This is a genomic window from Peribacillus tepidiphilus (assembly GCF_009466385.1).
GTDB lineage: Bacteria > Bacillota > Bacilli > Bacillales > DSM-1321 > Bacillus_BN > Bacillus_BN tepidiphilus.
In genome coordinates this window covers 1-13697 of record NZ_WIAQ01000045.1, presented here as the reverse complement: position 1 = coordinate 13697, position 13697 = coordinate 1, and the positions used below count along the sequence as shown (strand labels likewise).

Sequence of the window (13697 nt, the reverse complement as noted above, 5' to 3'; positions counted from 1 at the left end):
ACTTTTGTTCCCTTCGCCCTTGATGGCCGTATCGCAACCTTTTTCGACTGTTTGTCAAGAGCGATTGCGGACTTGGCTATTCCTGAAATCCTGGCGGAGATGCCTAGAACTAGTTTTTCATAGAACTTTTGACACTACCCACTAATTAAAAATAATGTAGTTATATCTATGGAGTCGTATCTACAGTTTTATTGTACAAGCATATGAGTACAAAATATATTCCTTTGGTTATAATTGGTTACAATTTTGTGAAATGATAAAAAATTACAATTAATTAAAATGATTTGTAGGATATAATTTACAATAGGAGGGGGAATTCATGTAGAAAATCTTTTCTATCATAAAGTTAAGTTCCAAATTATGAAGTGTAAACTATCGGAAGAGAAAGGAGTAAAGATCGTTGACTTATGTAATGGAAACAGCTAATTTAACAAAAGTCTAAGATTCAAAACCTGTAGTAAATAATATTTCCCTTCACATAAAAAGAGAGGAGATATATGGCTTTCTAGGAGAAAATGGCGCTGGTAAAACAACAACGATAAGGATGGTTAGTGGATTATTAAAACCAACAAAAGGAGAGGTATGTCTTTTTGGAAAGAAATTTACCCCAAATAATTCTCCGTAATATCGGAACTATCATTGAAATTCCCGGTTTCTACGGAAATCTGAATGCTGTTGATAATTTACGAATTAGTAGCCACTAAATTGGATTACATGATCCAAAGGCAATCGACCATATTTTAGCTTAAGTAAACCTGAAACATACAGCTTGCAAAAAAGTGAAGAGTTTTTCTTTAGGTATGCGGTAAAGAATTGGAATTGCCAAATCTTTGTTATTATTGGATGAACCAACAAACGGCCTAGATCCTGCTGGAATCAAAGAGATTCGTAAATTACTTTTCGATTTGGCTAAACAACATAATAAAACAATTTTAGTATCAAGCCATATTCTTAGTGAGGTACAACAAGTAGCAAACCGTATAGGAATCTGAAAGGCTCCAAAATTATCTATGTGATTGCCTCTTTACAACTTATAACGGTTTTACTCGTTTTTTTTTGACGGTGTCAATCCAAAGTATTCAATAACCCAGACGGGATGGAATGAATATTACAAAACAATTTATATGTTTTTTAACCTTATGACAGGTACTGCAACCTTCTATATTTTTACCGGAAACATATTTTCAAAGGAATACCAAGGGGGAACGCAAATTATATTGCTCACTAGTCCTATCCCTAAGATAAAGTTCTATGCGGGAAAACTGTTCACTGTTTTGGGGTTTATTTTTATTGCAATGCTAATCGTGCTTTTCCTTCCATTTATTTTAGGAATACTTATAACTGATCTCCCTTTTACATTTAATTTTTTTTTCGCGCAGCTGAAGGTTGTCTCCTTAATGGGGATTATGCACTTTGGTTTAATACCAATTGCATCATTTTGTGCGATCAAGTGGGTTCCTCTCCGTAGTTCTATTGCTCTGTTTAGTTTTATTTTTCAATATTATGCTTGTAAGCGTACTATGGAATGTACTATATCCATGGGTAATTCCTCTTTTATTTAGTCCCCATGAAGGAGTGGGCCGAAGTTTCGTTAACTATCCAATAGGTACTGTGAGCCTTCTGTTTATTTTTATACTAGGGCTATTTCTGTCAATATACGAATATAAAAAAATAAAATAGGCATTTAGTTAATAATTGCAACGGAAAGGAATGAGCTTTAGATTAGGGGTGATTATTTGTCGGATATAAATTCATTCGGGGAAATGATAAGAACCTTACGAAGAGAGCGACATTTGAATCAAATGGAACTTGCAAAGGGAATATGTTCTCAAGCCTTTATTAGTAAAGTAGAGAGTGGATATAAAATACCCTCTACCATTATTTTAATACAACTTGCTGATCGGCTAGATGTTGACATCAATATTTTTATTGAGATATTCCGGAATCCTTAATGGGTATTTTATACCCATGCCCCGAAAAGGTATATTAAGAAATAAATGTTTGATGCAATTTTTAACATCATAAATCCATGGTTTTTGAAAGGCTTGCCCTAAACTCTAATTGGTCAAGAGATACAGCTTATTTAAACTTATTCAGGGATTTATGCAAAAACCCCCATTATCAAAACTATCAAACAATAAAAAAGTATTTTTCTGGTTGATTCCCATGCCGGTCGTCTCACTTATTATTGGTGAAAGGGGAACATAGCCAAACAGGAAAGGCAAAGCTTGATTCCCGGTTTGAATCAGGGGGTTGCCTCCATAACTAATAAAAAAGAAGAAAATGGACACACCTTGATATAAAAAACGGAATTGATATGCTTTTGTGTTATTTTCAACACTTTTAAATTCATTTTTATATAGCCGTTTTTGTAGTTATCTTGTACTTACCCCTATAAAAGTTGCATATGGGGAATTAAACCATACTATTACCCTTTTCTACACGTATCTCGGTCGTACCCTAACTCGCCAAGCCATGAGCTTAATTGAAATAATCCTTCTATTAAAGTCTGTGCCGACTAAACATTTATTCTACACAAAATAAAAAAATAACTTCAACAGATTAAAATGTACCCTTTAGAATAGACACTTTAAAAAAGTCTACCTCTAGGGTACTTTTTTGTATAAATAAGGAAAAATGGGGATCGGGGAAAAGCCAGGATGAGTAAAAAGTTATTTACAGAGAAAGAAATCAAACTATTATCAGCTAATAAATATGTGAAATCTGTAAGTTCTAAAGGTATTACTTACACTGATGAATTTAAGAGTATTTTTATTGGATAAAAGAAAAAGGGAAGTTTCCTAGGCAAATATTTGAAGAGTGTGGGTTTGAGGTTGAAATTGTTGGAATTCAAAAAATTGAGTCTGACAGTAAGAGGTGGACAAAAGCTTACAATAACAGTGGGTTAAGTGGTTTACGTGACACAAGAGCCGGAAATTCAGGTCGTCCTAGGGAAAAGGATTTTACTTTAGAAGAGAAGAATGCTCGCTTAGAAGCACAATTAAATCTACTTAAAGCGGAGAATGAACTATTAAAAAAGATTCGTTTTGCCGAAAGGAGGATGAAGAAGTAGTACTCCCTCCTATTCAAAAGTATATTTTAATTCGTACGGTGATTGAAAAGTACCAACTAAAACATATGGTGAAATACCTATGTGAAGTAGCTGGTGTCTCACGTAGTGGTTATTATAACTATTTTTCTGTGAAATCAGAGAAGCGATGAAAGCAAAAAAATGAAAAGGATGAAAAGGTGAAAGAGGTTATCCTAAAAGCCTTCCATTTTAAAGGCCGCAAAAAAGGGGCACGCCAAATTAAAATGACTTTGGCAGCTCAATTTAAGGTTGTATACAATTTAAAACGGATACGAAGAATCATGAAGAAATATAACATTATTTGCCCCATCAGAAAGGCAAATCCATATAGACGAATGATGAAAGCTACAAAAGAACATCGTGTTGTACCTAACCTACTTAATAGACAATTTAAACAAGGGATACCAGGAAAAGTTCTCTTGACAGATATCACATATCTTCATTTTTGCAAAGGGTTCAGGGCATACTTATCAGCCATTAAGGACGGTTCAACTGGTGAAGTCTTAGCCTATCATGTGTCGGATCATATGATCCTAGATTTACCTACAGATACACTCAAGAAGTTAAAAAAGAACAAAAACTTTAAGAAAGTAAAAGATACATTGATTCATTCAGATCAAGGAGTTCACTATACAAACCCTACCTATCAAAAATTAGTAAAGAAACTAGGTTTACAACAGTCTATGTCAAGAAGAGGAAACTGTTGGGATAACGCTCCTCAAGAATCTTTCTTTGGCCATTTTAAAGATGAAGCCTCTATTAAAGCATGTTCAACTCTAGATGAATTAAGAAAAGAGATAAAGCAATATATGATTTATTACAATTACTACAGATATCAATGGAATTTAAAAAAGGTGACCCCTTTTCAATACAGAAATCATCTTCTTAATGCTGCCTAGACTTTTTTTTAATGTCCTTTACAAAGGGTACACTTTACATTCTTCTTCGGATTTTTTGATTATTTTTTGTCTGTAAGTATTCTAAATGCCGCTCCCCCATCCGAAGTGGGCTTATTGCATACAAAGTTTTCACAAACATAAATCGTTGTTTCATTTTCTTGTGTAGAATAATCACTTGTAACCGGAGCAAATTCCACAAACTCGTCTGTACTTTTACCCACCAAATAGGACTTCAGGCAGAAACTCATGTTGGTTCCGCTTAACAAAACGATCGTCAAAATCATTCGTAATCACAACAACTTCTTTCATATCCATTTGTGTTGTAAGATAAGCTTTCATGAAATACGAAATCCAGTTGGATAGGAACCTACCTCGGAAGCAAAGGCTTGAAAAATCTGCTCTACTTTCTCCTCTAACTTATAATCACCAGTCAGCCTGGCTAGCTTCAGCATTTACATAGCGGCCACACTATTACCAGATGGTTGAGCTCCATCATAAGCATCCTTTGGTCGAATTAAGAGTTCTTCATGATCTTCTCCGTAAAAGAAGAACCCACCATTCTCTTCGTCCAAAATAGCTTTTGTATATCTTCCGTTAACTGTTTTTGCTCTTTTAAAATAATCCAGATGCAGTGTGCATTCATACCTTTCTATGTTAGCCCAAAGCATGTACGCATAGTCATCTAAAAAACCTTTGTTTGCTGTTTCACCAACTCGATATTGAACCATTAACGGGCCATCGACAATTAAGTTTTTGTCAATAAACGAAATGGCACGTTCCGCTGCCTTTGTATACTCAAACCCGCCCAGCTTTTGCAAGAGTAGCAATCATCAAACCATTCCAAGCAGTTAAAATTTTCGTCCTTGTACGGATGGACTCTTTTCTCCCTAACTGTAAATAACTCCTTTCTTACTTCCTCTAGCTTTTCAGACAACTCTTCAACATCCATCTCATTACGAATGGCATAAGAATAAATACTTTCTTGAATTAAGTTTGGTATATTTTTGCCTTCAATTTTCCCTTTTTTCCGTTACGTCATACAAAGAACAAAAGAGACTACCGAGTCCTTCTCCAAGTACGTCTTTTACTTCAGAATGTGTCAAGACATAAAACTTTCCTTCTTCACCTTCTGAATCCGCTTCTTCTGCTGAATAAAAACCGCCCTCTTCATGCTGCATACCCCTTAATACACACGTTAAAATTTGTTCCGCCACTTCCCGGAATCTTTTTTGTTACCTGATAGGCTTCTGTGTAAGCGATGGTAAGCAAGGCATTGTCATACAGCATTTTTTCAAAATGCGGTACCAAACATTTTTCATCAACCGTATACCGTGAAAACCGTAACCGATATGATGGTATTTACCGCCTCTAGCCATAGCATCCAACGTTTTTTCAACCATCTCCAATGCTCGATCGCCCTTTTTATAGTGATCATGTCTCAGTAGAAATGATAGAGAATGAGGCATAGGAAACTTAGGGGCACGACCAAATCCTCTATGATTCTTATCAAATGTTCGTAAATATTGACCAAAGCTTTTTTTAATAATGTCAGGGGTGAGAGACTCTTTTATTCTATCCCTAACCGGGAGAAGCGCATCTTTATTCTGCCCGCTGATTCTTTCAATTTCATCTGGCTGTTTCGTATAAAAAGGTCATGAAACTGCACAATCACATCTATAAACCCCTGTCTCCCATACCGGCTTTCTTTCGGAAAATATGTTCCCACATAAAAAGGAACTTAATCTGGGGTTAAAAACACATTCAGCGGCCATCCTCCGTTCCCGGTCATCACCTGACAAACAGTCATATAAATCGAATCCACATCCGGCCGCTCCTCACGATCCACCTTGATTGACACAAACCTCTCGTTTAAAAGCCGGGCAACCTCTTCATCCTCAAAGCTCTCTCTTTCCATCACGTGGCACCAATGACATGTAGATATAAGCATCCTCACTTTCATCTATTGACCCCGCAGGGTCAGGAATAGCCAATAGATACAAACACTGGCTTACCTTCCCTTTTTGCTTTTTGGAAAGCTTCAGGTCCCCATGGAAACCAATCAACTGGATTATGTGCATGTTGTAAAAGGTAAGGTGATTTTTCATGGATTAATCGATTCGTGTATTTTTTCTTATGTACTGACATTTCTTAACACTTCCTTTTGAATTTTTTCATTATTTAATTATTCGTTAAAACTAAAAGGAATATTACCATACTTACTTTTAATTTTCACTCATAAATATTCTGAAAATAAAAACTTTTGGTCAATAACTTAGAATATCAAAAAAGCGCTGGTATCATCTTTGAAATTATTCAGAGGTGATACAACAATGATTAATCTTAGCAAAAAACCAATCGATAAAAAATTACAGTCTGTAATTTATAAAGACAAATTTGTAATTAAAGTTAATGCTAATTCTCCAAGTGAAAAAGCAATAAAAACATTTCAGAAAACATTGTTGGATGTAATCCAACTCTCTTTAAATCCATCTTTGAGAATCAAACCAAATGAGGTGGAGTAAGGTGCATAAATTTTCATACCATTTACAGGAATTAAAACTCGCTTTGGAAATTATCGCTATTTATTTACGTAAGAGTCGAGGTGATAAAGAGAAGGATGTTTTAATTAAACATCGAAATGCATTAACACATTATGCTAAACAACTTGGAGTCGCTTATGTGATCTATGAGGAAATTGGAGACAGTGACAGCATAGAGCATAGACCAGTGTTTAAAAAGCTCCTGCAAGAAGTTCGAGAAGGATTATATGATGCTGTACTTGTAATGCACACTGATCGGCTAAGTCGTGGAGATTGGAAAGATGTTGCGCATTATAGGGAGGCTTTTAAAGAATCAAACACTTTAGTTTTAACTCCCCATAATGTTTATGACTATTCTGATGAAGAAAAAGAAATAACATATGACTTAGAAGCTTTAATAGCTCGTCATGAATATCTTCGTATCAAGCAAAGATTTAGAGACGGTAAGATTAATGGTCTTTATCTAAAACATTGGGTAAATGGTCCTGCTCCTTTTCCATATATATACGCCCCCGAAAAGAAGGGATTAATTGTAAATGAAAAAGAACGACCAATTTATGAAATGATGAAAAATGATTATATTAAAGGTCTTTCTTTACAATCAATAGCTTTTAAATTGAATAATATGGGGATTTTAACAAGACGCAAGAATAAGTGGTCTGCAGTTACAGTTGAACGTGTTTTATTTAGTGAGGTTCACTTAGGTAGAATAATTCATGGCAAAACTACAGGAAGTGGTCATAAAAACAAAAAAACTAAGCCGCTAACTCATCACCCTCGTGAACAATGGATTATTATCGAAAATTGTCACGAAGCCGTTAAGACTCCTGAAGAACACCAGCAAATGTTACTAATTCGTGAAAGCAGACAAAAAGTAGCGAAACGTTCACGAACAGGCGTTTTCATCTTGTCTGGAATCTTATACTGTGGAAAATGTGGTTATGCTTTACGGATAAATAGAAAACAAACTAAGAATGGTGAATCTACGTATGTTGTTAAGTGCCAAAAGAAAGATCCTTTCGGTCATCAATGTGGGAATCCCGGAATAGATACTTCAGTTATTCTTGAGACTATTGAGGCGGAAATGAAGAAATATTTAAGTGACATTACAAATATGGAAGCTCTTTATGAAGAATCTAAAGATAGAATTAATGCAATAGTACAAGCAAAAGAAAAAGCAATAAAAGAAGCGAAAAGATTAATAAATAGAATTGAGGAAGGCTTTAACGCTGAATTCTATACTGCAGAAGAAGCAAAAAGACGAAAGAACGAACAAGAAGCGAAAATAAAAAAATTAGAAATGGAAATCATAGAGCTTCGTGAAACTCAGGCACATTACAAAGGTGTTTCTACTGCAGAAAGAAAGCGTAGAATTGAAGAAGTCCTAACGAATATGAATAATCCCAAAATTGACGTAACTGAACTTAACCGTCTTTTACGGTTAATTATTGATCGCGTTTCATATAAGCGTACAGAAAACGAAATTGAAGTAGATATAAAATTCTTGTAAAAAATTAGTTCAAGGCTACTTATTAGGCCTTGAACTAATTTTTTATTCATGGCTCTGTTAAATTTAAGTGTTGATTTTTAGACCACATAAAAAAACCTTTCTTTGTCTCTTGCAAATAAATAACTAAAATGATATTCCATTTTCCGTCATTATTCTTCCTATTTCGAAAATCGCTGCAAACTCCATATTTTTTACAGGAGCTATGATACCTAAATCTTCGATCCTGTAGTAATACTCGCCATCACTATAAACATAGTTATATAATTCACTAATATCATAAATTTTTTCAGGTACAATACTCCCTTCACCTTGGATTATTCCTGCAGTGATAGAATGATTACCACCTCTAACCCAACCAACACCTATCGGGAGCCATAATTCAACCCGATGATTATGATCTTGCCTCCATGATCCATTCGCTCTTCCCTGTCCGATTTGTGCTATACAATTAATTAGTCTTTTCCTTTTCCAAGGCCAAGGTAAAACTAAGTCTTTGTTCAAAAATAACTCTTTTGTTAAATTGACTTCCTTGATCAAATCATATAGTCGTCTACCGTCTTCTGTTAATGCATCTTCTAAAGGACATAAAAAGACGTTTTCGGGAAAAAGACTAGGTAAATCAGTTTCGTTTTTTTGAGTTAATAAATCAGTGATATACTGGGTTTGTAATTTTCTACCGACTAGTCTTATAATATCAATTAATGGATGTTGATCGCTTTTTAAAGGTATCCCGTCATCTCTAGAAGTTCTGTTAGTTGCATTTAAAACCGATTCGGTGAAATTTAAAATGTTATTAAATTGTTCTTTAGATGATTTACCACTTACTGATTTCGATTTAATAAATAGTTTTTTAAACAAAATATCCACCCCTTTTTTGTATCTAACTACAATTTATTAAGAATTTGTGGTGGATATTTTTAACGAAACCATAAATGTAAATATGCGCGTTATTTCAGCAAAAAACAGCCAATTTTTTTTCAATTAAAAATGTCTTACAAAACAGCCCAACAGATATATCTAATGCCTTTTTTACTTTTTCAGAACTGGAATCCAAATTTCACATTTTACAGTTGGTGAAGTTAAATCTTTGCTTCCTATCCATAAGATTTCTGGACCTTCTATTTGTTCATAGTTTGAGGTTGGAAACCATTCAGAATAAATACGTCCCCATACATCCTGCAGTGTATCAGGAAATGGTCCGATTGCTTCGAATACAGCCCATGTTGAGGCAGGAACTTCAAGTTGTGTTAGTTCATCGGGGCACTCCTTAGTTGTTGCCACGCCAATATAGTGATCAAGCTCCCCTTTTTCCTCCATTCTGCCTTCAGAAAAGTTCGTGGATGCTTGAATCAGTCCTAAAGGCTCGACATTAGAAAGTTCTTTAAGTTTATTTATCTTCTCCATATTCAGAGTTTTCCACATAGCAGTGATTTCTGGATTCTCACCTTTGAAAATAATAGGTACTCTTTTCTTAATACCAACAATGCGAAATGCCTCTTTTTCTACAATTCGATAGTTCATTTCATTTCCTCCTTTAATTGATAACTGGAAGGTCATTCGTGGATAGGCTTTAAGTGAATGGCCATTATTTCTGGCTTCTGATGGTGTTATACCATGCAAGTTTTGAAAAGCTCTTGCAAAAGAATCTGGTGAGTTGTACCCGTATTTTATTGCAATGTCAATGACCTTTACGTTGCTATCTTTAAGCTCAAATGCTGCAAGAGTAAGGCGTCTGCGGCGGATATATTCCGATAGCGTAATGCCCGTAAGGAAGGAAAACATCCTTTTAAAATGATATTCGGAGCAGAAAGCGATCCTTGCCACCTCTTTAAAGTCAATATCATGAGTAAGGTTTTCTTCAATATACTGTATTGCTCTGTTCAAGTTCTTAAGCAAATCCATTATATGACCTCCTTAACTAAAAGAATAGCAGGAGCTGAATGTATCCATCCGACATTTTGTGCACAATTATGTAAGGTGGGTACATGATAATGTGCATCTTTGAATAACCTACTCAGTTAGTTTAATAAAACTGTTTTATTATTGAACATTTTCTAATGCGAAAAAAGCTTATCTAAATAGATAAGCTAAGTTATGAAGGCAATATTTTTGTTTGTAGTATGGTGAAATCATGTTTTTTCATATCATAAATACTTTGAATCAAATCAACAACTTCTAACTCTTGTTTTGTTTCTATCCTAAATGAATAATTGTACCCATCATCAACCGCTTCTTCTTTCTCTAACGTTACAGTATTAATAAATGATAAAGGTTCGAACACTTCTATAACGTTCGAAACAGGCTTAACCTTAAAATTTATTGTAATAGCAAAAAACTTTGATTTATCTAAGACTATATCTCTTTTTTGTTTTAAGTTATTTAGTTTAGATAATATCAGAGCATTTCTGTTAACTAAATCATTTAGGCTTACAACTTCACGTAGAATATTCCTGCTGTTCATATCCTTTGAACCTATATGAACAAATTCAGGATTTTTCTTTATTTCATTTTCAAGGAATTCCTTCCCAAAATCATCAATATTATTCTGAACTTCTTTTCTTAAAGTAAATTTATCAATCTTCTCTGCCATTAAATTATGCAATTCAATATTCCTTAACCGCTGGCCCCCATGGTCATAATCATTACAATACTTTGAACAAAACTCATAATCATCAGTATGTATTAGATTTCTCTCTTTAAGAATTTTGAGAAAATGATGTCCAGATTTTCTTTTATATTTTTCTAGTAAGTCGATATAATCGTCTATAAACTCCGCTTCATTTGCAATCACCATATGTTGCAAAATTTCCTCAATGAATATAGCTATACATTTAACTGCAAAATGATCTAATCCTAACACAACCATATTTTTTATTTCATTCATCTTTTCGTGAATAAAATTAGGCAATCGTCTATCTAATTCCCATTCAAACACTTTATATCTATCTCCAATGATTAGAACTCTAGGTTTTATTTCTTTATTAACATATTTATTGTAATCACTCATATTACCACCCCTCATGAAAAGTAAATTCAATTTGATAGTGAAATACCTTCAATCGAGAAGCAAAGAAAGAACTCCTACACTGCATAAGTATTTTTGCCCCAATACACAATGAAAACACCTTTTAGGTGCTTTCTCTTTTGTTCATATATAAGCCATCTAAAAAGTTCAAATATTCTTCTCTCTTTGATGGTTCAAGTTCTTGTATCAACTTTCTAATTACTAAACGCTGTTGAATTATCGTACTCACAAGCTCTTTTCTCTTAAGTTTATTTAATCCTTTTTCAGTTTTTAAAAAAGCATCATCGTATCCCATATACTCTAAAAAATCTATTTTGAGCTTAGAGTATTCTTTAGAAAGTGACTGATAATATTCATATTCGTGTAAAGGTATGGTCACTTGCTTGCCAAATTCCTCGAAAAACTTATCTGTGTTCTTTACTTCGTCATCAATCATTCCCTAACGCCTCCTTGAGTTCTTTAATTACAATTCTTCAAGAAGGTGGAAAATCCTTTTTTATACTGCCTTTTGTGTTAGCTTCTTCTTGAGTGATAAGCACCTTACTGTGTAATTAAATCCCCTCTACCTTTAGAAATTAAATAAGCGTCAATCCCTTCTTTGAGATCTGGACGCTTGGAAATTACGTAATCGTAAGTGTAAACCCCGTCAATGATTCGTTGTGATAGATATGCCACCTATTATATGCCCCCATCAAATGCTTTTTGTAACAATTCGATTCATTCTTCAAGCGTCATTGGTTTTGCTTGTTCTTGTTCCCAAGCTAGTTGCTCCACTTTACACCGAGCCAACTCTTCTTCTGTCAATTCTACATCTTCACCTATTCCTGTTTCGCAATCAATAATAAAGTCTTTCAATTACATTTCACCCCTTAACTCTGTACAGATTAATGTTTGAACCTGCTAAAAGAGAGCCTAAACTTATCGATATGCTTATTTTATCTACATACCTTGTACCTCTGCATAACCGTATGAAATACTCATTTCTGTAACTTCTGAATATTGATATACTGATATCGCTTTGATAATCGGATACCCGCTTGTGTATCGTAAAATGTCAATTTCCACAAAACCTCTCAAGATATAGGCAGCATAATATTTCGAACCTATGTAGCCAGCATACAACCTGTCGGTGTTTGAATAGCTAATCTCACTGGGCGCAACTCCAGAGTAAAAATAACGTAGAGTTGTATCACATGAGCTAGGCGAACCTATTTTAGTCGGACCTTGAAATAATTCTAACTGTATCGTCGGTCTACCGCCGCCGGTCGTATAGTTACTTTGAATATCTGCAATAATTTTTAAAGACCTATACGATAGCCGTAGTAATGAAAGTACAAAACATAACATTAAAGAATTTTTATTATCATCATTTGTGTTTGAAATGACGGATACGTATGATAGTTTACGACTGTCAAAATTCAATGTGTAGTCCGTATTCAATGAGACAGGTTAACTCAATAATAAAACCACCAATATTGTCGGTGGTTTTGTCTGAAAGAGTTATTCATAAGGACTTTTATAACTGTGATAAGAATTTCCACTTTCAAGTTGTCGTTTGGTCTCTGCATCAATAATTGTATGCTTCCAATACTCTTCATTTTTTGTCTGAACAAAAGAAGCAAAGAAATATACTTGTCGTTCTGGGTGTATAAAAGGAGAAAGTGCTTGTTTGGGTTGACCGAAATACCTTCCTGTTTTCTTTTCAAAAGTCATAAGTTCATCAGGTACTTCTTTATAAGATATTTTTCGTCTAACACTGTAAGTAGCATCTTCAAATTCTTTATATTCGTCTTTTTTCAATTGTTGATAAAACTCATCTGCACTAATAAAGGACTTATCTTGATTAGCTGGATATTCAAACTGTTGAGCTGTTGTTGGAATTGCTAAAATAACAAATAGACTAAATGAAATAATTAAAGTAATAAGCCTCTTCACCGTATTCACCTCCAATTTTTTTAGTATTTTTCCACTAATTTAAATAACAATTCGTGGTATCTTTTTATAAATAAATAGACAGAGGTGTATTTTAATAATAATGGATAAAACTTCATATATGCGGTTTCCCTTAATTTTATTCATTTATCAACATTAACATTTAACAAAACCTAGGTTTTAAAAAAGAGTGTTGAAAATAATTTTTTTATAAGCATTACAAGGTAATAAGGGAATTTATGTTAAAATTAGGTACAGGAAGTTATTGAACGAAGCAGGATAGTTGAAGAAGGATTTTCTTATTTTTGTTGCCCAATTTTGAAAAATCTAACTAGCCAAAGTATAATGCCAATAACCAAAATGATGGCCCCATTTGCTAACGTAATAAGTCCTAACACAGCTCCACCTAAACCAGCACCCTCACCATCACCATCTAAACTATGAAGAAATAATGCCCCTGCTGAAAAACCAATGATTGGGGCTAGAAATAGCATAATTATGCCAGAAAAAATCAAGTTTAGCTTACCATTTTTGTATAGTTTAAAGACTGCAACATTAAGTAATCGAGTAGGAGGGGGTGACTAACCCCCGACCTCTCACACCACCGTACGTACCGTTCGGTATACGGCGGTTCAATTAAGTATGACGTAGAGTCTGATACCTTTCAGTTAGACTTCTTAACCCTCGGTGACTCCAATAG

Annotated in this window: 15 protein-coding genes and 3 pseudogenes; 8 read left to right on the top strand and 10 right to left on the bottom strand. The window is 34.2% G+C overall.

What is annotated here, in order from left to right; genetic code table 11:
• The first annotated feature begins 466 nt into the window (after positions 1 to 466).
• From GD441_RS17350 to GD441_RS15945, 5 genes and pseudogenes are all read left to right on the top strand, one after another.
• On the top strand, positions 467 to 625 hold the full coding sequence (locus GD441_RS17350; RefSeq protein WP_225434275.1) for an ATP-binding cassette domain-containing protein: 159 nt from the start codon (positions 467 to 469) through the stop codon (positions 623 to 625).
• Positions 626 to 830: 205 nt separating this feature from the next.
• A complete protein-coding gene (locus tag GD441_RS17345) occupies positions 831 to 992 on the top strand; it encodes a P-loop NTPase family protein (RefSeq protein WP_225434272.1) in 162 nt (53 codons plus the stop codon).
• A 132-nt stretch (positions 993 to 1124) separates the two neighbouring features.
• Positions 1125 to 1562 carry an ABC transporter permease gene (locus GD441_RS15955; RefSeq protein WP_338091722.1) on the top strand — a complete coding sequence of 146 codons (438 nt, stop codon included), beginning with the start codon at positions 1125 to 1127 and terminating at the stop codon, positions 1560 to 1562.
• Positions 1563 to 1763: 201 nt separating this feature from the next.
• Positions 1764 to 1952: a helix-turn-helix domain-containing protein gene (locus tag GD441_RS15950; protein WP_225434273.1), complete on the top strand. Its 189-nt coding sequence runs from the start codon at positions 1764 to 1766 to the stop codon at positions 1950 to 1952.
• A gap of 708 nt (positions 1953 to 2660) precedes the next feature.
• Positions 2661 to 3990: pseudogene (locus GD441_RS15945) on the top strand (IS3 family transposase).
• 59 nt (positions 3991 to 4049) lie between these two features.
• Here the strand turns inward: GD441_RS15945 and GD441_RS17575 are convergent.
• Positions 4050 to 6135: pseudogene (locus GD441_RS17575) on the bottom strand (thioredoxin domain-containing protein).
• Between the two features lie 185 nt (positions 6136 to 6320).
• Between GD441_RS17575 and GD441_RS15930 the strand changes: the two are divergent.
• Positions 6321 to 6512 carry a hypothetical protein gene (locus GD441_RS15930; RefSeq protein ID WP_153127412.1) on the top strand — a complete coding sequence of 64 codons (192 nt, stop codon included), beginning with the start codon at positions 6321 to 6323 and terminating at the stop codon, positions 6510 to 6512.
• 1 nt (position 6513) lies between these two features.
• Positions 6514 to 8040 (top strand): recombinase family protein, encoded by a 1527-nt coding sequence (locus GD441_RS15925; RefSeq protein ID WP_191992212.1) that lies wholly within the window; start codon positions 6514 to 6516, stop codon positions 8038 to 8040.
• Between the two features lie 123 nt (positions 8041 to 8163).
• On the opposite strand, the gene GD441_RS15920 is transcribed toward GD441_RS15925, so the two are convergent.
• The 7 genes from GD441_RS15920 to GD441_RS17525 all read right to left on the bottom strand — a co-directional run bounded on the left by GD441_RS15920 (position 8164) and on the right by GD441_RS17525 (position 12130).
• The gene (locus tag GD441_RS15920; protein WP_153127410.1) at positions 8164 to 8898 is read right to left on the bottom strand and encodes a DUF6710 family protein; all 735 of its coding nucleotides are present in this window, start codon (positions 8896 to 8898) and stop codon (positions 8164 to 8166) included.
• A gap of 171 nt (positions 8899 to 9069) precedes the next feature.
• Positions 9070 to 9942, bottom strand: coding sequence for an AraC family transcriptional regulator (locus GD441_RS15915; RefSeq protein ID WP_153127409.1), 873 nt, complete (start codon positions 9940 to 9942; stop codon positions 9070 to 9072).
• Between the two features lie 190 nt (positions 9943 to 10132).
• Positions 10133 to 11047, bottom strand: a complete 915-nt coding sequence (locus GD441_RS15910; protein ID WP_153127408.1) for a hypothetical protein — start codon at positions 11045 to 11047, stop codon at positions 10133 to 10135.
• 121 nt (positions 11048 to 11168) lie between these two features.
• Entirely contained in the window at positions 11169 to 11501 is a 333-nt protein-coding gene (locus tag GD441_RS15905) for a hypothetical protein (RefSeq protein ID WP_153127407.1), read from the bottom strand.
• A 104-nt stretch (positions 11502 to 11605) separates the two neighbouring features.
• Positions 11606 to 11740 carry a hypothetical protein gene (locus tag GD441_RS17530; protein ID WP_263862465.1) on the bottom strand — a complete coding sequence of 45 codons (135 nt, stop codon included), beginning with the start codon at positions 11738 to 11740 and terminating at the stop codon, positions 11606 to 11608.
• A gap of 42 nt (positions 11741 to 11782) precedes the next feature.
• On the bottom strand, positions 11783 to 11920 hold the full coding sequence (locus tag GD441_RS15900) for a hypothetical protein (protein WP_153127406.1): 138 nt from the start codon (positions 11918 to 11920) through the stop codon (positions 11783 to 11785).
• Positions 11921 to 12004: 84 nt separating this feature from the next.
• Positions 12005 to 12130, bottom strand: coding sequence for a hypothetical protein (locus tag GD441_RS17525; protein ID WP_263862464.1), 126 nt, complete (start codon positions 12128 to 12130; stop codon positions 12005 to 12007).
• Between the two features lie 247 nt (positions 12131 to 12377).
• Between GD441_RS17525 and GD441_RS15895 the strand changes: the two are divergent.
• Positions 12378 to 12494 (top strand): annotated as a pseudogene (locus tag GD441_RS15895) (IS1595 family transposase); the annotation flags it as partial.
• Positions 12495 to 12565: 71 nt separating this feature from the next.
• Here the strand turns inward: GD441_RS15895 and GD441_RS15890 are convergent.
• Both GD441_RS15890 and GD441_RS15885 read right to left on the bottom strand, forming a co-directional pair.
• On the bottom strand, positions 12566 to 13000 hold the full coding sequence (locus GD441_RS15890; protein ID WP_225434268.1) for a hypothetical protein: 435 nt from the start codon (positions 12998 to 13000) through the stop codon (positions 12566 to 12568).
• Positions 13001 to 13296: 296 nt separating this feature from the next.
• Entirely contained in the window at positions 13297 to 13491 is a 195-nt protein-coding gene (locus GD441_RS15885; RefSeq protein ID WP_191992211.1) for a hypothetical protein, read from the bottom strand.
• Positions 13492 to 13697 lie beyond the last annotated feature (206 nt).